This is a genomic window from Rothia sp. CCM 9417, from assembly GCF_048513575.1.
Lineage (GTDB): Bacteria > Actinomycetota > Actinomycetes > Actinomycetales > Micrococcaceae > Rothia.
Genome location: NZ_JBLXXT010000001.1, coordinates 537,957 through 560,562, shown reverse-complemented (window position 1 = coordinate 560,562; position 22,606 = coordinate 537,957). Strand labels below are relative to the sequence as shown.

At 59.4% G+C, this 22,606-nt stretch carries 22 protein-coding genes; 4 read left to right on the top strand and 18 right to left on the bottom strand.

Annotated features, from left to right (window positions below; genetic code table 11):
• Positions 1–24: 24 nt before the first annotated feature.
• From narI to modA, 11 genes are all read right to left on the bottom strand, one after another.
• Complete coding sequence (narI, locus tag ACN082_RS02570; protein ID WP_419099280.1) at positions 25–801, bottom strand: respiratory nitrate reductase subunit gamma; 777 nt, start codon at positions 799–801, stop codon at positions 25–27.
• Positions 798–1,628 (bottom strand): nitrate reductase molybdenum cofactor assembly chaperone, encoded by an 831-nt coding sequence (narJ, locus tag ACN082_RS02565; RefSeq protein WP_419099279.1) that lies wholly within the window; start codon positions 1,626–1,628, stop codon positions 798–800. The genes narI and narJ overlap by 4 nt, the downstream gene beginning before the upstream one ends.
• A gap of 2 nt (positions 1,629–1,630) precedes the next feature.
• Positions 1,631–3,265: a nitrate reductase subunit beta gene (narH, locus tag ACN082_RS02560; protein WP_419099278.1), complete on the bottom strand. Its 1,635-nt coding sequence runs from the start codon at positions 3,263–3,265 to the stop codon at positions 1,631–1,633.
• On the bottom strand, positions 3,265–6,987 hold the full coding sequence (locus tag ACN082_RS02555; protein ID WP_419099277.1) for a nitrate reductase subunit alpha: 3,723 nt from the start codon (positions 6,985–6,987) through the stop codon (positions 3,265–3,267). The genes narH and ACN082_RS02555 overlap by 1 nt, the downstream gene beginning before the upstream one ends.
• A gap of 138 nt (positions 6,988–7,125) precedes the next feature.
• Complete coding sequence (locus tag ACN082_RS02550; RefSeq protein ID WP_419099276.1) at positions 7,126–8,334, bottom strand: ThiF family adenylyltransferase; 1,209 nt, start codon at positions 8,332–8,334, stop codon at positions 7,126–7,128.
• 15 nt (positions 8,335–8,349) lie between these two features.
• Complete coding sequence (locus tag ACN082_RS02545; RefSeq protein ID WP_419099275.1) at positions 8,350–8,871, bottom strand: molybdenum cofactor biosynthesis protein MoaE; 522 nt, start codon at positions 8,869–8,871, stop codon at positions 8,350–8,352.
• Positions 8,861–9,367, bottom strand: coding sequence for a MogA/MoaB family molybdenum cofactor biosynthesis protein (locus ACN082_RS02540; RefSeq protein WP_419099274.1), 507 nt, complete (start codon positions 9,365–9,367; stop codon positions 8,861–8,863). Before ACN082_RS02540 ends, ACN082_RS02545 begins: the two co-directional genes overlap by 11 nt.
• Complete coding sequence (gene moaC, locus ACN082_RS02535; protein ID WP_419099273.1) at positions 9,357–9,878, bottom strand: cyclic pyranopterin monophosphate synthase MoaC; 522 nt, start codon at positions 9,876–9,878, stop codon at positions 9,357–9,359. Before moaC ends, ACN082_RS02540 begins: the two co-directional genes overlap by 11 nt.
• Positions 9,879–9,952: 74 nt before the next feature.
• On the bottom strand, positions 9,953–11,281 hold the full coding sequence (locus ACN082_RS02530) for a molybdopterin molybdotransferase MoeA (RefSeq protein ID WP_419099272.1): 1,329 nt from the start codon (positions 11,279–11,281) through the stop codon (positions 9,953–9,955).
• Positions 11,278–12,138, bottom strand: coding sequence for an ABC transporter permease (locus ACN082_RS02525; protein ID WP_419099271.1), 861 nt, complete (start codon positions 12,136–12,138; stop codon positions 11,278–11,280). The genes ACN082_RS02530 and ACN082_RS02525 overlap by 4 nt, the downstream gene beginning before the upstream one ends.
• 10 nt (positions 12,139–12,148) lie before the next feature.
• Positions 12,149–12,925 carry a molybdate ABC transporter substrate-binding protein gene (modA, locus tag ACN082_RS02520; RefSeq protein ID WP_419099270.1) on the bottom strand — a complete coding sequence of 259 codons (777 nt, stop codon included), beginning with the start codon at positions 12,923–12,925 and terminating at the stop codon, positions 12,149–12,151.
• 128 nt (positions 12,926–13,053) lie between these two features.
• Here modA and moaA point away from each other — a divergent pair, with 128 nt between their 5' ends.
• From moaA to ACN082_RS02500, 4 genes are read left to right on the top strand one after another with little or no spacing between them, the layout of a single operon-like run.
• Positions 13,054–14,196, top strand: coding sequence for a GTP 3',8-cyclase MoaA (gene moaA / locus ACN082_RS02515; RefSeq protein WP_419099269.1), 1,143 nt, complete (start codon positions 13,054–13,056; stop codon positions 14,194–14,196).
• Positions 14,197–14,198: 2 nt separating this feature from the next.
• On the top strand, positions 14,199–14,465 hold the full coding sequence (locus tag ACN082_RS02510) for a MoaD/ThiS family protein (RefSeq protein ID WP_419099268.1): 267 nt from the start codon (positions 14,199–14,201) through the stop codon (positions 14,463–14,465).
• Between the two features lie 7 nt (positions 14,466–14,472).
• Positions 14,473–15,081 carry a molybdenum cofactor guanylyltransferase gene (gene mobA, locus ACN082_RS02505; RefSeq protein ID WP_419099267.1) on the top strand — a complete coding sequence of 203 codons (609 nt, stop codon included), beginning with the start codon at positions 14,473–14,475 and terminating at the stop codon, positions 15,079–15,081.
• Positions 15,082–15,137: 56 nt separating this feature from the next.
• The gene (locus ACN082_RS02500) at positions 15,138–16,376 is read left to right on the top strand and encodes a molybdopterin molybdotransferase MoeA (RefSeq protein WP_419099266.1); all 1,239 of its coding nucleotides are present in this window, start codon (positions 15,138–15,140) and stop codon (positions 16,374–16,376) included.
• 6 nt (positions 16,377–16,382) lie between these two features.
• On the opposite strand, the gene ACN082_RS02495 is transcribed toward ACN082_RS02500, so the two are convergent.
• The 7 genes from ACN082_RS02495 to rplA form a co-directional block, all read right to left on the bottom strand.
• The gene (locus ACN082_RS02495) at positions 16,383–17,024 is read right to left on the bottom strand and encodes a GNAT family N-acetyltransferase (protein WP_419099265.1); all 642 of its coding nucleotides are present in this window, start codon (positions 17,022–17,024) and stop codon (positions 16,383–16,385) included.
• A gap of 176 nt (positions 17,025–17,200) precedes the next feature.
• Positions 17,201–18,148: an endonuclease/exonuclease/phosphatase family protein gene (locus tag ACN082_RS02490; protein WP_419099264.1), complete on the bottom strand. Its 948-nt coding sequence runs from the start codon at positions 18,146–18,148 to the stop codon at positions 17,201–17,203.
• A 171-nt stretch (positions 18,149–18,319) separates the two neighbouring features.
• The gene (gene rplL / locus ACN082_RS02485; RefSeq protein WP_419099263.1) at positions 18,320–18,697 is read right to left on the bottom strand and encodes a 50S ribosomal protein L7/L12; all 378 of its coding nucleotides are present in this window, start codon (positions 18,695–18,697) and stop codon (positions 18,320–18,322) included.
• Positions 18,698–18,811: 114 nt separating this feature from the next.
• Positions 18,812–19,321 carry a 50S ribosomal protein L10 gene (gene rplJ, locus ACN082_RS02480; protein ID WP_419099262.1) on the bottom strand — a complete coding sequence of 170 codons (510 nt, stop codon included), beginning with the start codon at positions 19,319–19,321 and terminating at the stop codon, positions 18,812–18,814.
• 244 nt (positions 19,322–19,565) lie between these two features.
• Positions 19,566–20,573: an ABC transporter ATP-binding protein gene (locus ACN082_RS02475; protein ID WP_419099261.1), complete on the bottom strand. Its 1,008-nt coding sequence runs from the start codon at positions 20,571–20,573 to the stop codon at positions 19,566–19,568.
• 108 nt (positions 20,574–20,681) lie between these two features.
• Positions 20,682–21,191: a hypothetical protein gene (locus ACN082_RS02470; protein ID WP_419099260.1), complete on the bottom strand. Its 510-nt coding sequence runs from the start codon at positions 21,189–21,191 to the stop codon at positions 20,682–20,684.
• Positions 21,192–21,769: 578 nt separating this feature from the next.
• Complete coding sequence (rplA, locus tag ACN082_RS02465; protein ID WP_419099259.1) at positions 21,770–22,462, bottom strand: 50S ribosomal protein L1; 693 nt, start codon at positions 22,460–22,462, stop codon at positions 21,770–21,772.
• Between the last annotated feature and the right edge of the window lie 144 nt (positions 22,463–22,606).

Below are 22,606 nucleotides of genomic sequence, written 5' to 3'. Positions count from 1 at the left end.
TAAGGGGAATCCTCGCGCCTTTCTTTAGTGGTGGTGATTCTGCCGTTCGACGGCGCGAGCGTCTTTGTTGACAGAGTCTGCGGTTCCTACCGGTGACCAGCCGCGCTGGTAGTTGCGTTTGCCGCGGGAGCGGTAGACGATGTAGGGCCGGAAGATGTAGTGCAGGGGTGCGGTGAAGGCATGGACCAGGCGGGTGAAGGGCCAGAGGCAAAAGAGGATCATGGCGACAACCACGTGGATGTGGAAGGAGGTGGTGGCGCTGGCCATGGCTTCGACGTTGGGTTGGAAGTAGAAGAGGGAGCGGAACCAGACGGAGACGGTTTCGCGGTAGTTGTGGTGACCTTCGATTTCCATGGCGTTGAAGAGGGTGGCAACTGATCCGAGGACGATAGCGCTGGTGAGGGCAACATACATCATTTTGTCGTTCCAGGTGGTGGCCCGGAAGACGGTTGCGCTGGTGCGGCGGCGGTAGATCATGGCGAAGAGGCCAATGAGAGTGGCGACCGCTGCCACTGAGCCAAGGATGAGAGCGTTGAGGTGGTAGAAGTGCTCTGAGATGCCTACGGTATCGGTCCAGGACTTGGGAATAATCAGGCCCACGATGTGACCTACTAGAACCACGAGGATTCCGTAGTGGAACATGGGTGAGGCGATGCGTAGAAGTTTGGACTCGTACATCTGTGATGAGCGGGTGGTCCAGCCGAACTGGTCGGTCTTGTAACGCCAGATGGTGCCGCCGATCACGGTGGCTAGGGTGATGTACGGGAAGATCCCCCAGAGGAAGAAATCAAGGGCGTTCACTGGTGTGCTCCGTTCTGTGTGTGGGGCATAGCGGGGGCGAGACTGGGTGGGGCGGTGTTTTTGTCCGCACCGATCTTCGCTCCGGGGGTTTGCTCGTGGGGCAGAAGAAGAGGTAGCAGGCGGGGGTCACCCGGTGCTAGGGAGAGGCCTACGCTCTCTGCCGGTGGCCCTGCGGTGACGAGTTTTTGTACTTCCTCCTGGGTTTGGGGTGAAACTCCAGGCAGGGTGTGGCAAACAGCTTCAATCAGCCGGTGGTACGGCAGCTTGTCATCGCGTAGGGCTAGGCGCAGCAGTTCCAGGGAGGGTCTGTAGGCCTGGAGGGCGGCCCGCCCCGCCCTGGCGTTGACCAGGGCGGTGAACTCAAGGACCATGGGCAGGTAGTCGGGTAGTTCCCCGTGCAAGGTGGTGACCATGCCGGAGTCCCGGTACATCTGTTTGAAGCGGGTGAGAGCCTCACCGCGCCGCCGGGTGTCACCTTCGGTCCAATAGGACAGGTGGAAGGCGTGGCGGCGAGAGAGGTCATATTCCTGCACATACTCGGCCTGAATTTCTTCCAGGCTGTGCTCTTGGTACCAGCGGCTGATGGCGGCAACACCTTCTAGAAGGTCGGTATTGCCGGTTTCAGCGGCGAGTTGGCTGAGTTCAGGTAGTAGGGCCTGAGTCTCTTGGCAGGGGTAACGCATGAGCACGGAGGTGACCTGGTAGATCACGGCGTCCTCAGGGGCACCGCTGCCCCAGTCCATGTCAAAGGGGTCACCCGATGCAGGTAGCTCGGGTTCCGCCTCAGCCGGGGTCCCTTGGATGAGCTTGGAGAAAAAACCAGCCATACCTAGACCTTCTTGCTACCGGAGGTATCGGGGAAGAGGGAGTCGGGGCGGGTTTTGCCGTCCCAGAGGAAGATATCGACTTTGCCGTCGGCACGTTGGGCGTTGGCGTAGCTGCCGGCCGATACGGGAACCGGGCGGTCACCGGGGTCGGTGAAGGCGCTGTCGTAGAGCATGCCGGGGCCGCCGTCGGTATCCAGGGAGCAACCGATTTCTTCCAGGTTGTGGGCATCTTCCAGGTGGGCTGGAGGAATGACGTAGCGTTCCTCGTACTTGGAGATAGCCATGAGGCGGTACATCTCGTACATTTGGGCACCGGTCATGCCCACTGCCTGGGCGATGTCCTCCTTGCCAACCCCACCTAAGGTGATGTCACGCATGTAGGCACGCATAGCGGCCAGCTTCTTGAGCACATTGACCACGATGGTGGTGTCCCCGGCGGTGAAGAGCTCGGCTAAGTATTCCACGGGAATACGCAGGGCATCGATAGCACCAAAGAGGTTGGCCTTGCTCTCGGCATCGTGACCCTGCTCCTGGAGCAGGTCGATGATGGGTGAGAGCGGCGGGACATACCAGACCATGGGCATGGTGCGGTATTCGGGGTGCAGAGGAAGGGCGATCTTCCATTCCTTAGCCAGCTTGTAGACCGGTGACTTCTGGGCAGCTGTCATCCAGGAGTCGGGGATACCCTGTTTGGCGGCCTCGCGGATTACCTCAGGGTCGAAGGGGTCAAGCATGATATCCAGCTGTGCCTGGTAGAGCTGCTTTTCGTCGGGAACGCTGGCGGCCTCGGTGACCCGGTCAGCGTCGTAGAGGAAGATGCCGATGTAGCGCATGCGGCCCACGCAGGTTTCGGCGCAGACGGTGGGGATACCGTGCTCGATACGGGGGTAGCAGAAGGTACATTTTTCGGCTTTACCGCTCTTATGGTTGAAGTAAATCTTCTTGTAGGGGCAGCCGGTGATGCACTGACGCCAGCCACGACACTGGTTCTGGTCCACCAGCACGATGCCATCCTCCTCGCGCTTGTAGATAGCGCCGGAGGGGCAGGATGCCATGCAGGAAGGGTTGAGGCAGTGCTCGCAAATGCGGGGCAGGTAGAACATGAAGGTGCGTTCGAACTCGAACTTGATCTTCTCTTCTGACTGCTGGCGCACCTTCTCAACCAGGGGGTCCAGGTGGCCGTTTTCGGTCGCGCCGCCCAGGTTATCGTCCCAGTTGGGGCCCCACTCGATGGAAGTGTCCTCACCGGTAATCAGTGACTTGGGGCGGGCGGTGGGGAAATCATCGCCCAGCGGTGCGCTGGTCAGGTTCTCGTAGTCGTAGGTCCAGGGCTCGTAGTAGTCCGAGAGCTCGGGCTGGACCGGTGAAGCAAAGAGGGTAAAAAGCTTCTTGAAGCGGTTACCGCTCTTGAGTTCTAGACGGCCGCGCTTGTTGAGAACCCAGCCGCCCTTCCACTTCTCCTGGTCTTCGTAGCGGCGGGGGTAGCCCTGGCCGGGGCGGGTTTCAACGTTGTTGAACCACACGTACTCGGTGCCAGCCCTGTTGGTCCATGCCTGCTTACAGGTCACGGAGCAGGTGTGGCAGCCCAGGCACTTATCGAGCGCCATAATCATTGATACTTGGGCCATAACGCGCATTAGTAGGTTACCTCCTGCTTGCGGCGGCGGATTCTGGAAACAATATCTCGCTGGTTACCGGTAGGTCCCAGGTAATTGAAGGCATAGGCCTGGTGGGCGTAGCCACCGATAATGTGGGTGGGTTTAACCATGATGCGGGTGACCGAGTTATGGATACCACCGCGCTTGCCGGTGCGCTCGGCCTTGGGCACGTTGACCAGGCGTTCCTGGGCGTGGTGCACGTAGACAACGCCTTCGGGCATACGGTGGGAAACCACCGCACGGCCCACAAAGACACCGTTGGTGTTCTCGCACTCAATCCAGTCGTGATCTTTCACGCCAATCTTTGCTGCATCCTGAGGGCTCATCCAGGCGTGGGTGCCACCGCGTGAGAGCGTCTGCATGTAGAGGTTGTCGTGGTAGGAGGAGTGGATAGCCCACTTGTTGTGGACGGTGACGTAGCGGACGGCAACGGAGAGGTCGCCGGTCTCGCCCAGCTCGGGCTCGCCAAAGAGGTTGTGCATATCTAGCGGGGGGCGGTAGACCGGGAGCTGCTCCCCCATCTCGCTCATCCAGTCGTGATCCAGGAAGAAGTGCATACGACCGGTCAGGGTGTGGAAGGGCTTGAGCTGCTCAATGTTCAGGGTGAAGGGCGCGTAGCGGCGGCCACCTGTTTCTGAACCTGACCATTCGGGTGAGGTGAAGACGGGAACCGGGCGGTCCTGGGTGTCGCGGAAGCGGATGCGCTTCTCTTCGTTGCCCTCGGCCAGGTGGTGCATCTTTTTGCCTACCCGTTTCTCCAGGGCTTTGAAGCCCTTGAGGGCAACCGGGCCGTTGGAGGTACCCGAGAGCGCCAAGATGGTGTCGGCCAGCTTGACGTCGGTATCTAGGGCGGGAAGACCCGCGCCCTTACCGCTGCCCATCACACCGTGTTCTTGGGCTAGGGTTGCCAGCTCGTCGTTTACATCGACGGTCACGAACTTGGTGGTGGTTCCCAGTTTGGAGAGCAGGGGCCCCACCGAGGTGTACATGTCATAGAGAGCTGGGTAGTCACGTTCCACCACAGTAAAGACCGGCATATTCTTGCCCGGAATGCCCTGGATCTTCTGGTTCTTCCAGTCCGGGGCGTGACCACCGGGCTGGGCAATCTGGCCGGGGGTATCGTGCTGCAGAGGCACAGAGACCAGGTCCTTACGCACCCCCAGATGCTTCTTCGCCAGCTTGGAAAAGACGTAGGCCAGTTCCTTGAAAATCTGGTGGTCGGTCTTGGTTTCCCAAGGCGGGTTAATGGCCGGTGAGAAAGCGTGAATGTAGGGGTGCATATCGGTCGAGGAAATATCGTGTTTCTCGTACCAGGTAGCGGCAGGGAATACGACATCCGAGGACAGGGTCGAGGAGGTCATGCGGAAGTCGGTGGTGACCAGCAGGTCCAGTTTGCCCACCGGTGCATCGTCCTGCCAACGTACTTCATCGGGGCGGTTCTCGGCGTCCTTGCTGATCTTGGCGTTCTCATTACCCAGCAGGTGGCGCAGGAAGTACTGCTCACCCTTAGCCGATGAACCCAGTAGGTTATTACGCCAGAGCATGAGGGTGCGGGGCCAGTTAGCCGGTGCGTCGGCGTCTTCAACGGAGAACTCCAGGTCCCCGGAGTTCAGGCGCTGGGCTACGTAGTCAGCGGGTGACTGGGCGGTACCGGCCTCCGTTGCTTCTGCACCCTTATCAGCCAAATCCAGGGAGTTCTCGGGGAACTGCGGGTAGAAAGGAGTCCAGCCCATGCGCACGGCGCGGGCCAATAGGTCAGCGGTATGCACGCCGGCCAGTTCGCCCTTGGCCAGCGGTGACTGAAGCGAATCAGCAGAGTATCCGTCCTGACGGAACTGGTCGGTGTGCATATACCAGAAGCTGGTGCCAGCCTGGGTACGCGGCGGGCGGTACCAGTCCAGGGCGTTAGCCATGTGTGCCCAGCCGGTAATCGGGCGGGCTTTCTCCTGGCCAACGTAGTGGGCCCAGCCACCACCGTTACGTCCCTCGGCACCGCACATCATCAGCAGGGCCAAGATGGAGCGGTAGGTGGTATCACCGTGGTACCACTGGCAGATACCGGCGCCCATGATAATCATGGTACGACCGCCTGAATCAATGGAGTTCTGGGCGAACTGACGGGCAGTACGAATCACAGCATCGGCGGGTACCGAGGTAATAGCCTCCTGCCAGGCAGGAGTGTACTGGGTCTCTGCGTCCTCGAAGTTCGCTGCCCAGTGACCGGGCAGGCAGGGGCGGCCCACCCCGTACTGGGCCAGCATCAGGTCGAAGACGGTGGTAACTTCGTGGCCCTCAACAATAATGGTGGGAACGCCACGGGTCACGACCTTGCCTCGGCCTGAGGGCTCATCAAAAGCGGGGAGCTTAAGCTCAGCGGTACTGGTCAGGGTAGCTTGGGGCAAATCTAGGATAGAGAGCGCCGGCCTTACCCCCTCTAGGTCAAGGTTCCACTTACCCTCGTCCTGAGCGTTGTAGCGGTAACCCATGGAACCGTTGGGCACCACGACCTCGCCGGTTTCACGGTTGAAGAGGGCGGTCTTGAAGGCGGCATCGGCAGCATGGCGGTGAGCGGCCAGGTCAGCGGCGGTCAGGAACTTGGAGGGAACCTTGCTACCATCTTCACGGGTTTCTAGGGTCACCAAGAAGGGAAAGTCGGTGTAGGTGCTGGTGTAGTCCTCAAAGAACTCCACCCGCTGGTCCACAAAGTTCTCTTTGAGAATGACGTGGCCCATGGCCATAGCCAGGGCGGCATCGGTGCCGGGCTGGGCGGGGAGCCATTCGTCGGCAAACTTGGTGTTGTCTGCGTAGTCCGGGGAGACAGAGACAACCTTGGTGCCACGGTAGCGAACCTCGGCCATCCAGTGGGCATCGGGGGTGCGGGTCACCGGAATGTTGGAGCCCCACATCATCAGGTAGGTAGCGTCCCACCAGTCGCCGGACTCCCGCACATCAGTCTGGTCACCAAAGACCTGGGGTGATGCTACGGGCAGGTCTGCGTACCAGTCGTAGAAGCTGGTCATCACACCGCCCATGAGCTCGATGTAGCGGGCACCGGAGGCGTGGGACACCATGGACTTAGCCGGAATGGGCGAGAAGCCGATGTTACGGTCAGGGCCGTAGGTCCTAATGGTGTGAATCTGGGCGGCGGCCACCATTTCTAGGGCTTCTGCCCAGCTACCGCGCACCAGGCCGCCCTTACCGCGCGCGCAGGTGTAGGCACGACGCTTTGCCGGATCCGAGACAATGGAGGCCCAGGCTTCAACGGGATCCCCCAGGCGGGTGCGAGCCTCGCGGTACATTTCCAGGAGTACACCGCGAATGTAGGGGTACTTCACGCGGGTGGGCGAGTAGGTGTACCAGGAGAAAGCCGCGCCACGGGGGCAGCCGCGCGGTTCGTATTCGGGGCGGTCGGGGCCGACTGTGGGATAGTCGGTTGCCTGGGCTTCCCAGGTAATCACACCGTCTTTGACGAAGACCTGCCAGGAGCAGGAGCCGGTGCAGTTGACACCGTGGGTGGAGCGGACTACCTTGTCGTGGCTCCAGCGGTTGCGGTAGAAAACGTCACCGGAGCGGCCACCGGTGAGGAAGGCGGCGCGGCCGTCGTCGGTTTCGTCCCACTTGGTAAAGAACTTGCCGAATTTGATGAGCTTATCGGTCATCGGCCCGTCAGGGCCTGCTGTGTGTGATGCCTGCTGAGTCATGAGTTTAGTTTACCCAATAACTCGCATAAAAAATACCGAATAAAAATGTGTGCTAATTACCCTCCGCTACCCAGCAGAAAACGGCCTATTGGCCTGGGTCTATCAACAGCTTTGAGAGGGGCGCCGCCACCCCTTTTTTTATTCCGAGCCCCCAGCACTCAGCCAGGCGTCCAGGCCACCCTCTATGCTGTAGAGGTCACTAAAACCTGCGGCCGTCAGCAGCTTAAGCGCCTTGAGGGAGCGCACTCCGGTGGCACAGTAGAGGGCATAGCGGCCCTGGCGGCTGGGCAAAATAGCATCAATCGTCGGTTGCAGGCTGGTGTCCTGCCCAGCTTGCTCAATAAGAGACAGGGGTAGGTTAAAGCTCCCGGGCACAGCCAGCGCCCTATGCTCGTGGGGTTCGCGCACATCAAGGAGCGGCACATCGGCAAAATAAGGGGAGCCGATGATATCTGACCAGGTAACCTCAAGGCCGTACTGGTCAGGCTCGGCACCGTCCGGTTCAGGGAGCTGGCGCGGGCCTGTATTAAGCGCGGAGTTCTGGGCGGCCTCCCCCACCGGCCCGGTGGCAGAAAGAGGCTGGGAGGTCTGAGCACTAGAACCTGAATACGCCCGAGAGGCAAGCAGCGGAATGTATTCCCACCTGCCGGTGAGCCCGCTGTAGTAGCCCACCTGGCCCAGCAGGGGTTGCCCGATACCGGCAAGGAGCTTGACCGTTTCAAGAGCCATAGCTGTGCCCACCACCCCAGCCAGGGCACCTATTACGCCGGCTCTTGCACAGTTAGGCACCGATCCCGGATCAGGTTCTGCCGGGTAGAGGTCCTCATAGCGGGGGCCGCGACCCGCCCAGAAAACACTCATCTGAGCATCAAAGCCCAAAATAGCGCCCCAGACGTGGGGGATGCCCAGGTGGGCCGCCGCACGAGAGGCTGTGTAGCGGGTTGGGAAATTATCGCTACCGTCCACCAGAACATCAACATCAGCCAGCAGATCAGCGGCGTTCTCATCACTTAGCCGCACTTTGAGGGAGTCAACCTGCACCAGAGGGTTGAGTTCACGCAGGGTCTGGGCCGCCGAATCAGCTTTCGAGCTACCCACCCGCGCGTAGGAATGAATAACCTGACGGTGCAGGTTCGACAGCTCAACCGCATCATCATCGAGCACCGTAATACGGCCAATCCCCGCGCCAGCCAAATACAGCAGGGCCGGGGAGCCCAAACCGCCCGCACCAATGACGGCAACATGAGCCCGGCTGAGCTTTTCCTGGCCTGCCTGCCCCAGCTCGGGTAGGATCATCTGCCTCCCGTAGAGGCGGTAGGCAAGGGGCGGGAGTTCGGGTGAGATCATGCGTTTTCCTTCCGGCTACCGGGCGGGGGTGTCTATACCCACCCACTGCACTGATCCGTCGGTTAGTTCCTGTTCTTTCCAGATGGGCACCTGAGCTTTGATGCGGTCAGCGGCCAGGGAACAGGCGGTAAATGCGGTCCCCCGGTGGGCAGCGGCCGCCAGCACAGTCAAGGCTGACTGCCCGATAGGGATAGGGCCTACCCGGTGGGCGGCCCAGAGCCGGATCCCCGGGATCTCCTGTGCTACCGCTGCAAGGACATCTGCCAAAAAGTCAGCGGCCTGCGGGTGGGCACTGTAGGACAGGGTACGGACAGCCTGCCCGTGGTCGTGGTCGCGCACTATACCGTCAAAGACCACCAGGGCACCCATGGCAGCTGTCATGGTGGCCGCCTTGGCCTCTACCAGGAGCGGTTCCAGGGGCTCCTCGGTCACGGCAGTGAACACCACCTGCGATTCGGTAGGTTCTAGCGGTTTGCCTGCATAGGGGTTAGCCGTCGAAGCATCAAGCTGGGCATTCTGAGCGTCTTTAGTGGTCATGATAGTCCTCAAGCTGGCGGCAGATATGGGAGATAAGCGGGGTGAGTACCGTACAGCCGTCGCGCACCCCGCCCTTGGACCCGGGCAGGGTCATGATGAAGCTACGCCCGATCACACCGGCCACTCCACGCGAGAGCACCGCCGCTGGTGTGTTCTGAAGCCCCTGCGCCCAGAATGCCTGCATGATGCCGGGTACTTCTTTTTCTAGGTGGGGGCGTACAGCCTCTACGGTCATATCGTCACTGTTCAGGCCGGTGCCACCGCTGGTCAGGATAAAGGTGGGCAGGTTCCCAGCCTTGACCAGCTCATCAAAGTAGGGGCCGAAATCAGCATCGGCCACCACCACGGGGGCAGGGGTTTCAAAGCCCATCTGGCGCAACCAGTCAACGGCCAGGGGGCCGGATTCATCGGTGTAGATACCGCGGGCGGCGCGGGTGGAGGCCACAATCACCAAACCGGTGGAGTCGCTCGGCAGGGTGTAGGCCTTACTCATCATTCTTTGCCCCCTTGTGGGCGGCGGGCGATTGGCCTGCAACCGTCCAGTCACCGGACTTACCACCGCTCTTCCCAAGCACACGGATACCGCTGATAAGGGCCTGCTTATCGACTGCTTTGACCATGTCATAGAGTGTCAGGGCAGCGCCGCTGACGGCAGTCAGGGCCTCCATCTCAACCCCGGTGACCCCGCGGGTTTTAACCAGTGCCTCAAGACGGATCCGGTCCTCCAACCGTTCAAAGTCCAGGGTGATTTTACCCAGGGGTAGGGGGTGGCAGAGGGGGATAATATCGGAAGTTTTTTTAGCCGCCATAATGCCTGCAACCCGGGCCAAGGGCAGGGCATCGCCCTTGGGTAGGTCGGCACCGTAGATTTTGTCGATAACATCGGGCCGGGTGATCAGGTAGCCCTCGGCAATAGCGGTGCGGGTGGTGCTATCTTTACCGGTGACATCGACCATGTGGGCGGTGCCGTCAGCTCTCAGGTGGGTTAGGTTATTGGTGTGGGTCATAGCGTCCTTGGGTTCTGCCGATGATGACGACAGCAATAAATAGGTATCTATTATACGGTATTGGTTTTTGTTGCTCAGAGCTGGTAGTAGCGCACGGTCTCTCCCCCCTTATAGGTCACGCCGGGTTCCAACTCAATCAGGGCATTAGCTTGAGCCGCGCGGTGGAGCAGGTGCGAACCGGTGGCCGTATCCGGTTCGACCAGAGCCTGCCGTGCTCCGCCCTCGGTCACCAGGTAGCGTAAGCGTGCGCGCAAGAACTGGGTCTTCTGGGCAGGAGCCTGTATGCGCTCTCCCAGCACCAACCGGCCTACTGTGCGTTCGGGTTCCTGGCCTTTGAGCCTGCCCAGGACGGGGCGAATAAGGAGGTGATAAGAAATCAGGGTGCTCACGGGGTTACCGGGTAGGCAGAGCACCGGGACGGTGAGGCCCGCTGTTTCCAGCAGGGCGAGCCCTTGGGGGCCTGCAGGCTGTTGGCTGACATGACCAAACCAGCAGTCGGTGACGCGAACTCCCTCGGGTGAGCGCTCGGCCAGGTGTGTTAAGGCCCGGCGAATGACCTCGTATTTGCCGTGGCTAATCCCGCCGCTGGTTACCACCAGGTCAGGCTTTTGACGGGCCAGCTCCCCCACCAGAAGGTTGATAAAGCTCTCCACTGCATCGGTGGACGATACCCGCCGCACCTGGCATCCGTCCTCCTGGGCAAGGGCCTGCAGCATAGGTCCGTTGGCATCAAAAATACGGCCAGCCTGCAGCCGGGTGCCCCCGTTAGTCAGCTCATCACCGCCGGTGACGACTAAGAGCCGGGGCGGGGAGTAAATCTCTACTTTCTCTATGCCCTGGGCTGCTAAAGCTCCTGCGAGCGCCGGAGTCACGGTGCTCCCGGCAGGTGCCAGTAGGTCACCGGCTTTAATGTCCTCGCCGGTACTGCGCACAAACTGCCCCGGTGGGGCGGGGGCAAGTTCCACAAACTCCCCCTGAGCGGCAAAGCCGGCATCATCGCCCGGTCCGCTGAGGGGGCGGCTTTGTTCCACAGGAACCACAGTCTCATAGCCTTGGGGCAGGGGTGCTCCGGTCATGATGGGGTAGGCAATACTGTCGTTGATTTCTAGGTTTTTCGGTGCAGAACCGGCGGCAATGTCCTGCCCCACTCTAAAGGTTCGGTTAGCTTGCCCACCGGCCTGTGCGGTCAGGGCGTAGCCGTCCATCTGGGAGTTGGCGAAGGAGGGCGCGGGGTAAAGGGCCTGCAGATCGCTGGCAAGCTGACGACCTAGGCATTGATCCAGCGGTAGGCTTTCGGTGCGCCGGTGCAGCCTGGTGACCAGCAGATCGCTGACCGCCTGGGCGTAGTCGCCCGGAGCGATAGGGGCACGGTCGGGCAGGGAGCTGGGCAGGTGGGTGGTCACGGGCGAAGCCTTCCTTTCAGTCTGCGAAGCCACAGGGCACAGCCTAAGGCGGCCAGAATCATCAGGTAGAGGGCAATGAGCATGAGCGCCCCGCCCAGGGCTTGGGTCATGTCGTTGGAGCTGAGCGCCAGCTCGATAGCTAGGGGGATGGTACGGGTGGAGCCCGCCACGTTACCGGCGAAGGTGACGGTGGCACCGTATTCTCCCAAGGCCCGGGCAAAGCTAAGGACGGCGGCTGTGAGCAGGCCCGGGGCGGCCAGCGGCAGGAGAACCCGGCTGGTGACTTCGGCAGGGCTGGCTCCTTCGAGCCTGGCGATTTCTTCATATTCCACGGGTAGTGCTCTGAGGGTGGTGACGGTGGTGGCGATAAAGAAGGGCAGGGCCACAAAGATTTGGGCCAGCAGGACGGCCAGCGGGGTGTAGCCCACAGATAGACCTGCGGTTTCGAGCCAGCTACCGACCAGCCCCCGTCTGCCCCAGAGGAAGAGTAGCGCCAGGCCCGAGACAACCGGTGAGAAGATAATGGGGGCGTAAATCAGCCCGTAAAGCACCCAGGTCAGGGGTAGGGCGCGGGTTCGTTCAAGAACGGTTGACAGCACCAGCGAAGTAGGAGTTCCCAGGAGGGCGCAGATAACGGTGGCCCCCAGGGCGGTGAGTGTTGAGAGACAGGTGGCTTCAAGTACTCCGGGGTCGTTGAGTAACTGGGGTAACTGCCGCCAGGGGATTCTGGTGAGTAGGGCAAGGAGCGGGCCCAGGATGAGCGCAAGTACTGCAAGGGCTGGTAGAGCCGCATGAGCTGGTACCGAGGTAAAGAGCTTTGCTCGACCTCTTGCGGAGGCGTCCCTGTTTTTGCTCATAGAATCTAGTTTAGGCGGGGTTGAAGCCGTAGTGGGCAAGAATGGCGCTAGCCTGTTCTGATTCGGCAAGCCAGCTGGCAAAATCTCTGGCTGTGGGGTTAGCCTGCCCCGCCTCAGTGAGGGCCATGGGGTAGCTATTGGATTCCAGACCGGGCAGTTCAATAATCGTAATGTTTTGGCTGGCGGAGAGCGCCTTAGCATCGGTGGAGTAGATAAAGCCGGCGTCGGCTTGGCCGCTTGAGATTTTGGTGGTAACGGCTGAGACGTTGGCTTCTTGGGTGGATTTTGCCGGTGTGATATCGGTTTGGGCCAGTTCTTGCTGGGCCAGTCGACCGCAGGGTACCTGGGGTGCGCAGAGGGCGGTAATGACACCGGGTGAGGCAAGATCATTGACTGAGCCGACGCTCGCTGGGTTGCCCGGGGCTGTGGCTAGGACGAGTTTATTGCTTGCAATGACCTGCGGGCGGGCTTGGGCTAGAGCGTCTATGTTGGCTTGGGCTGTCTTCATGGTGGCGGTGTCTGCCGTGATGAGCAGGTCAGCGGAGGCTCCTTCCCCCATCTGGGTCACCAGTTGGGACGAGCCTGCGTAGGTGGCGATAATCTCTACGTCAGGGTGTTCGGTGCGGTAGGCGGTTATGAGTTCTTCACCGGCTTGTCCCAGGGAAGCGGCGGCAAAGACCGTGACGGTGTGATCTGTCGTCTCTATTTGGGCAGAAGATGAGGCGCAGGCTGCCAGAGGCAGGGTCAGGCAGGCCAGGACACCGATAGTGGTTCTGATACGGGGCATTATGACTCCTGGTGGCCTGGGCAGACTGTTTTCTATAGATTAGTGTAGAGCAGAGTGGTGTTCGAGCTCAGGTTTCGATACCCTAAATATTACATTTTAAATACGAATTAACCTGTGGAAGTGTGGGTATGCCCCAGTCCTCTCAAACCAGTGACGCTATTAGCCTGGGGGCAAGTATCCCGGTGCGAGTCCCCCCAGCAGGTCGGGGCTCCGGCCTACCAGCCAGCGGCCCCCTTGCTGACCGCTGGGGCAGGGTTGCTACCGATTTGCGCATCTCACTCATGGATAAGTGCAATCTGCGCTGTGTCTACTGCATGCCGGCAGAGGGTCTTGACTGGCTCCCTACAGCCAGCCTTCTAACCGCCGATGAAATCTTCCGACTGGTTGATGTTGGGGTGCGAGATCTGGGTATTGAGGAAGTTCGGTTTACCGGAGGGGAGCCGCTGGTTCGTGCCGATCTGCCGCACATTATCCGCCAGATTCGCTCGGCTTACCCCCACCTGCCTATCGCTCTAACCACCAACGGTATTGGCCTAGATAAGAAAGTAGACGCGCTCCTTGAGGCAGGCCTGAACAGGGTCAATGTTTCCCTGGACACCATCTGCCCCGAAACCTTTGCTCAGCTGACCCGCAGGGATAAGCTAGCCAGCGTGCTAGCCGGTATTGATGCGGCGGCTCAAGCGGGTCTGAGCCCTATCAAAATCAACGCGGTTCTGATGCGCGGCATCAACGACGCGCAGGGCCACCAGCTTCTAGCCTGGGCGCTTGAGGGCGGCTACCAGCTCCGCTTCATTGAGCAGATGCCCCTGGATGCAGACCGCTCCTGGACCAGGGAGGGCACCATCACCGCCCATGAGATCCGTGACAGCTTGGCCGCCCACTACGACATGGTTCCGCATGGTCGGCCCAGGGGAGCTTCCCCCGCCCAGCTCTGGGACGTTTTCCCGCTGGGGAGCACCGGGCAGTTGCCGGAGCTGTGGCCGCAGGCCTTGGGTCAGGTCGGTATTATCGCGTCAGTGACCGAGCCCTTCTGCTCGGCCTGCACACGCACCCGGATTACCGCTGACGGTAAGGTGCGCTCCTGCCTATTCTCGCTGACCGAAACCGATCTTATGGGCGCCCTGCGTGGCGGTGCAAGTGACCGGGAACTAGCCAATATCTGGCGGGGTGCCATGTGGACCAAGCCCAGGGCGCACGGTAAAGACCAGGCAGGTTTCGAGGCCCCCGACTTTACCCAGCCCGATCGTTCCATGAGTGCCATTGGAGGCTGACCATGCAGATTAACTTTTTTGCCGCGGCCCGAGCGGCAGCTGGTGTTCCCTCGCTGACCCTAGAGAGCACTGAGCTAACAGAAACCACCTTAGAAGCCCTCACGGCTTACCTGCTAACCCGGTACCCGGGAGCTACCCCCTCGGGTCAGACCCTGGCCGATATTCTGCCCCAGTGCACTTTCCTGATTGATGGGGTGGCTACCTCCGCAAAGGGCAGCCTTCGGGGCGCAAGCAGGGTCGATGTTCTACCTCCTTTTGCTGGCGGGTAAAAGAAACATGGAACAGCCCCTTTCTTTTTCAGCCCTGATTCTGGCCGGTGGGCGTTCGAGCCGGTTGGGTGGAGCCCCTAAGGCCCTGCTCACGGACGGCCACCAGACCCTGCTAGAGAACGTCCTCTCAGCCTGCCAGGGAGCCAGCTACCGTGTGGTGGTTGGCCCCGATTCTCTGCCTCTACCCCGCCAAGTGCTGATTACCCGTGAAAGCCCTGCTTTTAGCGGGCCCGCTGCTGGAATCACAGCAGGTACCCGCGAACTGGTTAAGCATCTAGCACCCGAAGCTCAGCACCAGCACTGGGTTCTTCTACTTTCCTGCGACCTGCCTCGGGCGCACAAGGCCGTGCCTGTGCTCTTGGCCGCCGCGGCTCATGCCCCCCTGCAGGTACAGGGCTTCTGGGCGCTAGCAGAGGGCATCACTCAGCCGCTGCTGGGTATCTACCGTCTCGATTCGCTCACCGCCGCCTTTAACCGGGACACGGCTCATGCCTCAGTACGCCGTTTCCTGGTACAGCTCGCACCGCAAGAAATCCCCCTGGAGGCAGCCTGGGCAACCGATATTGATACTTGGGAGGCGGCCCGTGCCGCAGGCTACAGCTACCCAGCCCCATAAGAACCGCATAAGCCCACACATCCCTTAGTCCGCCACTGCCATCGAAAGGCCCACCCGTGCATTCTGTGAGCTGGAACCATGCCCGTGCCCTCCTCTACCGCGACGGTCAGGCTCTGCCCCTACCCACCGAGTGGGTACCCCTGGGGCAGGCCATCGGGCGGGTTCTTGCCGAGCCGGTGCGCACGGTCTTACCGGTGCCCCACTACGATTCATCGGCCATGGACGGTTTTGCGGTGAGTGGCCCGCCGCCCTGGCAAATTCTCTGGCCAGCCCCGGCTGAACCGGGTGAGAATATCCACCGGCAGGTTAGCCCCCTCCTCCCCGGTCAAGCTAGGCCCATTCTGACTGGCGGCCTACTCCCGCCGGGGGCCGATGCAGTCCTGCGGCAGGAAGAGGCACTGGTTACCAGCCATAGGCTTAGCCCACGGTCGGGGGCTTTCTCCCCAGAGCGCCCCTACCCGGTAGCCGGGGCAGATATCCGCAGGGCCGGGGAAGAACTGCCCGCTGGCTCACAGGTAGCACAGGCCGGGACTCTGCTCAGTGCCCGCCATGTCGGCGCCCTTGGCGTGCTGGGTCTTGATTGGCTGACTCTGTATCAGCAACCCCGCATAGCTATCGCCTATACCGGGAACGAGGTCATTACCAGTGGACTGCCCCAGCCCGGTCAGGTTCGGGACGCCTTTTCCCTGCAATTCCCGCAGATTCTTGCAGACTTTGGTGCTCGCTGTGTCAGCACCACCCGTCTGGTAGATACCCAGGAGGACTTCTTTACCTGGCTCACCACCGCCGAGGCCGACCTGCTCCTGCTGACCGGTGGCTCGTCCACTTCCAGCGCCGACTGGCTGCGCCGTACCCTGGCAGAAATGGGCGCTAACTATCTCTTCGAGTCAGTCTCTGTGCGCCCGGGCCACCCCGCTCTGGCCGCCAGGCTCCCCCACACCGCCAACCCAGCAGCGCCCCTGGTTCTGGGCTTACCGGGCAACCCGCTTGCGGCTCACACCGCCCTCTACTCTTATTTGCCTGCCTGGGTGGCAGGTTGCTACGGGCAAGATCTTCAGGAACTGCCCCTAGGCACCCTGGCAGACGCTATCCCCGGCTATCGGAAAGCAGAACTCCGGTTGCTCCCGGTTACCCTCGATACACGGGCCAATGGCCATGTGCTTACCCCGCTTGCCAAAACCCGCTCCCACATGCTCACCAGCTTTGCCTATGCGCAGGCTCTTGCCCTGATCCCTGCCCAGGGGGCTGAGGCAGGTTACCAGGTGCCTTATCTTCCACTTGTCTCTGCGCACTAAGCTGACTTATGAACCTTGGGGCTTAGCCTGGGCTTTTTCCAGCTGGCTGATGGGGGCCGGGTGGAGCATGCCCAGGGTAGGTTTACCGCTTTTGAATTTGAAGAGTTCTACAAAACCGTGGCGGGAGTATAGAGCGGCATTTCTGTAGGTTGAAGCTTCCAGGTAGGCCGGGTACTCACCCAGCTTTTCCCGGCGAAAATCAAGCAGTAGTCCCCCTACCCCCTGGTTGCGGGCTGTCTCGTGGACGCCGATAGTGTAGAGGTACCAGTGATCAAATTTGGGGCGGGCGGCCAGGAGCCTAAGTTCGGTCATGGTTGCTCGCAGTAAATTGCGCCCCAGCACCTTGTAATAGTCCGGCAGGTCCATAATATCGGCCAGCAGGTTACCTTTCTGTCCCTGGGGTGAGAGCCACAAGGCCGCCCCCACGATTTTTCCCTCCCGGTCGGTGGCAACGTCGATCAGCCCCTTAGGGCCGTAGGTGGTTCGGATCTGGAAGTCGAAGAGAGCTGCCACCAGATCTGCTCGGCCTTTGCCGCCTACTGCCTCACTCATCACCGGGTCATCTTTGAAGGCGTTGGTGAGAGTTTGGGTTACGGCTGGGTAGTCCGCTTCGGTAGCTTGACGGACGGAATATGCTGGGGTGTTCATGGCGCTAAACTCCTGAATGTATCTGTTTTTCTTCCCTTACTTTACAGCCCGGTCGGGATCTTCAATGAAAAGATGGGGTGTTAAGAAAAGGGAGTTTTCCTTGGCCGAGTTCCTTGTAAGTTAGGGTTTTGTACCCGGTGACGCTAGCCCTCAACAGGTTCCTGGGTTCTCTATTCTCAGGGGCACAGAGCTAGCTGAACTATAAGAGCTGCATGATCAGAACCTCCAATAACCCGACTTTGCACAGAGAGAGCGCGGGTGGGGTCAGGCTGGTTTATTAAAACATGGTCGATAGGAGCCCTTAGCCCAAACCGGTTCAAGATCCCATTAACAGGCCAGGTACCTTCAACCGCGTCGGCGGATAGAGCCGCGTCCTTACCCTTCAATGATCCAAGCCCCGCGTAGCTGGCCAAGGAACCGTGTAGCAAAGTGGCGTTAAAGTCGCCGGCTATAAGGTCCACCTGACCTGCGGTAGCTACTGCTTCGATAGTCTCCAAATCTTCTTGCCACCTGCTCATATAGGTTGGTATAGGTGGCGCAGTGTGAACCGCCAGAAGTGATGGCCCAGCACCTTCAAGAGGTTTCAGTAAAAGCGCTCCAAAGGTCATAGGGATGTCACTAGCGCTGTAGCGGCCCAAAGGATCTTTAACGAGCACCAGTGTGGGCGCAACAAATTCCGCAGTGCTTGAGGAGTTGAAAAGCTGGTAGCCTTCTACCCCACCGGCAAGAGCTGGGGTCTGTGGTGAGACCTCCGGAAGTACAAGAAAATCGGGGTTTTGCGCCAAGAGTTCCGCGAGATCTTGCTCTGTGAGTGTGTCCAGGGCGTTATAGGTAATGACAGTGTATTTGGTGGTATCTGTGCAGGCTATCGCGGATCTCCCCCTGACCTGGTAGCGCTTGGCCCCGTAAGGGTCCATAAAAGCGGTTATGCTGGCAAGTCCCATCACCAGGGCGGTCCCGCCAGCAAGCACCCTGGTCAGCCGCGAGACTTTCTTGCGGGAAAGTGTAAACAGCGCAAACAGTGCCAGCCCACTACTTACCCAGGCCAGAAAAGCGGGGAAAGCTATGGCTTGAGCTAGCGGCAGCTGTAGACTCAGCCAGGAGATAAGAGGAGTTCCTGGCAAAAACAGGATAGACACCCAAAGTAAGCCGGCTAGCAGTAGTAATCCCCAGAATAGCTGTGCGACGTATTTACCCATGCCCTCAGTATAGGGACTGGGCTTTAAAAGCCGCAGGGGCGGCTCCCACTTTCGTGGGTGCCGCCCCTGCGCCAAAGATTAAGAATCTGAGAAAGATTACTTGAGGGTGACGGTTGCGCCAGCGCCTTCGAGAGCTTCCTTAGCCTTCTCTGCGTCTTCCTTGGAAACACCTTCGAGAACGGGCTTGGGAGCGCCGTCAACCAGGTCCTTAGCTTCCTTCAGACCCAGTGAAGTCAGGGCACGAACTTCCTTAATAACGCCGATCTTCTTGTCGCCAGCAGCTTCAAGGATAACGTCGAATTCGGTCTGCTCTTCAGCAGCTGCAGCTTCGCCACCGGCAGCACCGGCAACAGCTACGGGAGCAGCAGCAGTAACGTCGAATTCTTCTTCGAATGCCTTAACGAATTCGGAAACCTCAACGAGGGAGAGTTCCTTGAATGCTTCAATGAGTTCTTCGATTGAAAGCTTAGCCATGAGTTTGGCTCCTTCTGTAATCTCTTGCAGGCTCTTGTTGGCCTGCGAGCTGAAAATTTTTTTGCGGGTGACCCGGTGGGTCAAAAGTCTCTTGTTTAGCTACAGCAGAAGCGATTACTCAGCTTCGGGTGCTGCGCCTTCCTGCTCTTCGAGCTTGATACGCAGAGCGTCAACGGTGCGAGCAACCTTTGCGATTGCGCCCTTTGCGCCACCTGCGACCTTGGCAAGAAGTACCTCGCGTGATTCGAGGTTTGCAAACTTGTTGATACCAGCTTCGTCGAGAGCTTCGCCCTCGAAGTAACCGCTCTTAACGATCAGCTGGGGGTTAGCCTTGGCAAAGTCACGCAGACCCTTCGCAGCATCAATGAAGTCGCCCTTGATGAATGCGATTGCGCTCGGGCCGTGGAGCTGACCATCGAATGCATCGATACCAGCTTCCTTAGCCGCGATAGCGGTCAGAGTGTTCTTTACCACGGCGTACTCGGTCTCAGCACCCAGTGCACGACGAAGGTTCTTCATCTGTGCAACGGTGAGACCACGGTACTCGGTGAGAATTACGCCGTTCGAGGTTTCAAGGAGTTCCTTGATCTCGGAAACAGCAGCAATCTTATCCTGTGTTGCCATGGTGTTCCTTCCAGTTCTTAATCCCGCCAGGCCAATAAAAAAAATGCCTCGATGCGCAGGCAACGAGGCATAATACTTTCCAGCAATTTCTGGTCAGTATTTCTGTTTCGGCACCTACGCAGGTGGCTTATCAGCCCTTACCGTACCCTGTTCAGGCACAGACCGGCGGTCTTTGGTTACTCCATCTAACCACGGCCGGCTACTTTAAAGCAAGCCGTGCTCTAGGTTAAGCGGGCTTAATCACTTAAAAGTAGTGCAGGTTCTCTGCATCAACTGCCCAGTACATTGTTTTTCCCAGCTCTACCCAGGGCAGACCGGGCAGAACAGCGGTGATAACCATACCTGCGGGCAGGCACAGAAGCCCTTGTGCTGTGCTCAGCTCAGTATCTCTGGCTATCAAGGCCTCCACCCGGGTTCCTGAGGTGTAGGCCCAGGCACTCCGAGGTATGACCGGCAGGGTACCCTGCCCTGTCTCATACCGAGGTGAAAATCCGTGGGCGGAAATGCCGACCGTCATAGTCTGCCCCTCCAGTTCAGCAGGTAGCTCGTTATAGAGCGGGTTGAGCAGGCGGGCTACTTGCAGGTTTGCGGGCTTCTGTAGCAGCTGGCGGGCAGGCCCCGTCTGCACCAGTTGTCCTTGCTCCATAACAGCAATTTCCTGGCCCATCTGGAGGGCTTCATCGGGTGTGTGGGTCACATAAAGGCCGGTAAAGCCTAGCTGGTGGTGCAGAGTGAGAATATCAGCCCGGATAGCTTGGGCTAGGTGGGGATCCACGTTAGAAAGAGGCTCATCAAAAAGCACCAGGGGGGTTTTGCGCACCAGGGCGCGGGCAATTCCGGCCCGCTGGGCTTGGCCGCCAGAAAGCTGACTCGGCTTCTTATGCAGGTACTCCCCCAGCCCCAGGGTGCCGATCAGGGAGGTAAAGTGCTCGCGGTCTAGGGCGGGGGCCTTAGCTAGCCGGTAGGCAAAAAGGATGTTCTCTTGGACATTAAGGTGGGGGTAGAGCACTGGTTCTTGGAAGATAAAGCCTACCTGTCCGTTACTGATAGGTTCACCGGCGTAGCTGACGGTACCGGTGTCGGCTTGTTCAAGCCCGGCAATGATGCGCAGCAGGGTTGACTTGCCGCTACCGGAGGCCCCCATGAGTGCGGTGACTTGCCCCATTGGTATGTTCAGGCTGAAGTTGTTAAGAACAGCCTCCGAGCCGAAGCTCTTGGTGAGGGCATCTATACGCAGGGAGACTGGGGTCATGCTCTTAAGTCTAAAAGAAAGGCAGGCCCCGCACAGTGCGGATCCTGCCTTTATCTCTAGGGTTTACAGACCTGGGACTACCAGCGATTGCGGTTCAGTCCAAGGAGGCTACAGTCCATCAGAAAACCCCTCCACACTAATTCTTTCGTCGGGGAAACGTAATTCGCCTGCTTCCACCAATGCCCTGTATGCTTCCGGTAATTTTCGCCCGGTAAGCCCGGGCACCAGCCCTACCTGCTCTGAATCATTCCACAGCGTTGGCTTAAGGTGCAATCCCCATTTCAGAACCTTGTCATCAGCATCGGCTGTATAACCTACCAGTCGTGGTGCTTCGGTGCCTTCACCCGACGCAAAGACAGCGCGGGGCTGTGTTACATGTACTAAACGGCTTGGAAGTTTATCTGCTGGATACCTTGCATCCGCCCCTGGAGCGTAGGCAAACCAGCCGAACTCCTGTGTAGCTTCCACCGCAAACCAGTGAAGCGTGTAGCCCTCATAGTTTTTCTCGGTGACAGCTAATTCACTTCGCAGTAGCTCTGGGATATTCCAGACCGCAACCTGCCCCGGTTCAAGGAGCTCCGGTTGTTTGGTGGGCGCACTGGCTAAGTGCTCGATCATAGCCGCCACCTGCCCGTGCGCCCAGTGACCGAGGTTCTGTTCTCCCCAGGATATTTCACAGGTTCGGGTAAGTAGCCTCGCCCAACCAGGGGCCGGGGCCACCGCCGGGCATGAGTCTCAGCTTCAAAGCTATAGATAGGCTCAGCATCGGCGCGGTACCCCTGGTTAAAGTCATGTTCGAGCGAGATACTCACAACTAGTTCTGAATTCTCGCGATTGCTCGTATAAGCACAGATGGTGTATTCAGGCGGGATATCACCTTCATACTCTGCTTCAAACCGGTAAAGGTGTATGTGATGGGTTGCTGGCTCTTGCACGGCGAGCAGGCCTGGGTAAAGCGCCGTGGGGTTCATATAGCGCGGTGCATCGGAGGGGCGAGGGTACGGAAAGTACGCGACACGGTACACGGGAGGTGCCTCCTTGCTACCTTCTAACTAACACTGGCCGTGCTTTCAGCCTACCGGCCTATTTGCTCACAAACCAGACTTACTTACTTCCGCTGAGGGTAAAAGACAGGTGCCCTGCCCCTCATAGGGAGGAACAGGGCACCTGTCTTGCTACCTAAAGTCTCTATAAATTTAGGCTACGGTTGCGGGGTCTACGGGTACACCGGGGCCGAAGGTGGTGGCGATGGTGACCTTAGAGATGTAACGGCCCTTTGAGGATGAGGGCTTGAGGCGGTTGACCTCTTCCAGAGCTGCTTCGAAGTTCTCGGTCAGCTGCTGCTCGGTGAAGGAAGCTTTACCGATGATGAAGTGCAGGTTGGAGTTGCGGTCAACACGGAAGTCAATCTTACCGCCCTTGATGTCTGCAACTGCCTTAGCAACGTCCATGGTGACGGTACCGGTCTTGGGGTTGGGCATGAGGTTACGGGGGCCCAGAACCTTACCCAGACGACCAACCTTGCCCATCATGTCGGGGGTTGCAACTGCTGCGTCGAAGTCGACCCAGCCACCGGCGATCTTTGCGATCAGTTCGTCTGAACCAACGTAGTCAGCGCCTGCTGCTTCTGCTGCTTCTGCCTTCTCGCCTGCGGCGATAACGACAACGCGGGCAGTCTTACCGGTGCCGTTGGGCAGGTTGACGGTACCGCGTACCATCTGGTCTGCCTTACGGGGATCAACGCCGAGACGCAGAGCGACCTCAACGGTTGAGTGGGGCTTGTCTGCCGCGATTTCCTTTGCTACTGCAATAGCCTCGGCGGGTGCGTAGAGCTTGTCCGCTTCGATCTTGGCTACAGCTGCCTGGTACGCTTTGCTGCGCTTTGCCATCTGCTTTTCTCCTTTGCAGGTGTGGTCTCTTATGAGCCGCGCTCGGCTCTGCCACATGCCAACCGGCTATCTGCCGGTGGGCTCTTACATATATGTCTTGGTGAGGTTTTGAGGCCTCGGTATCTAGCCTGAGCTAGGGGGAAG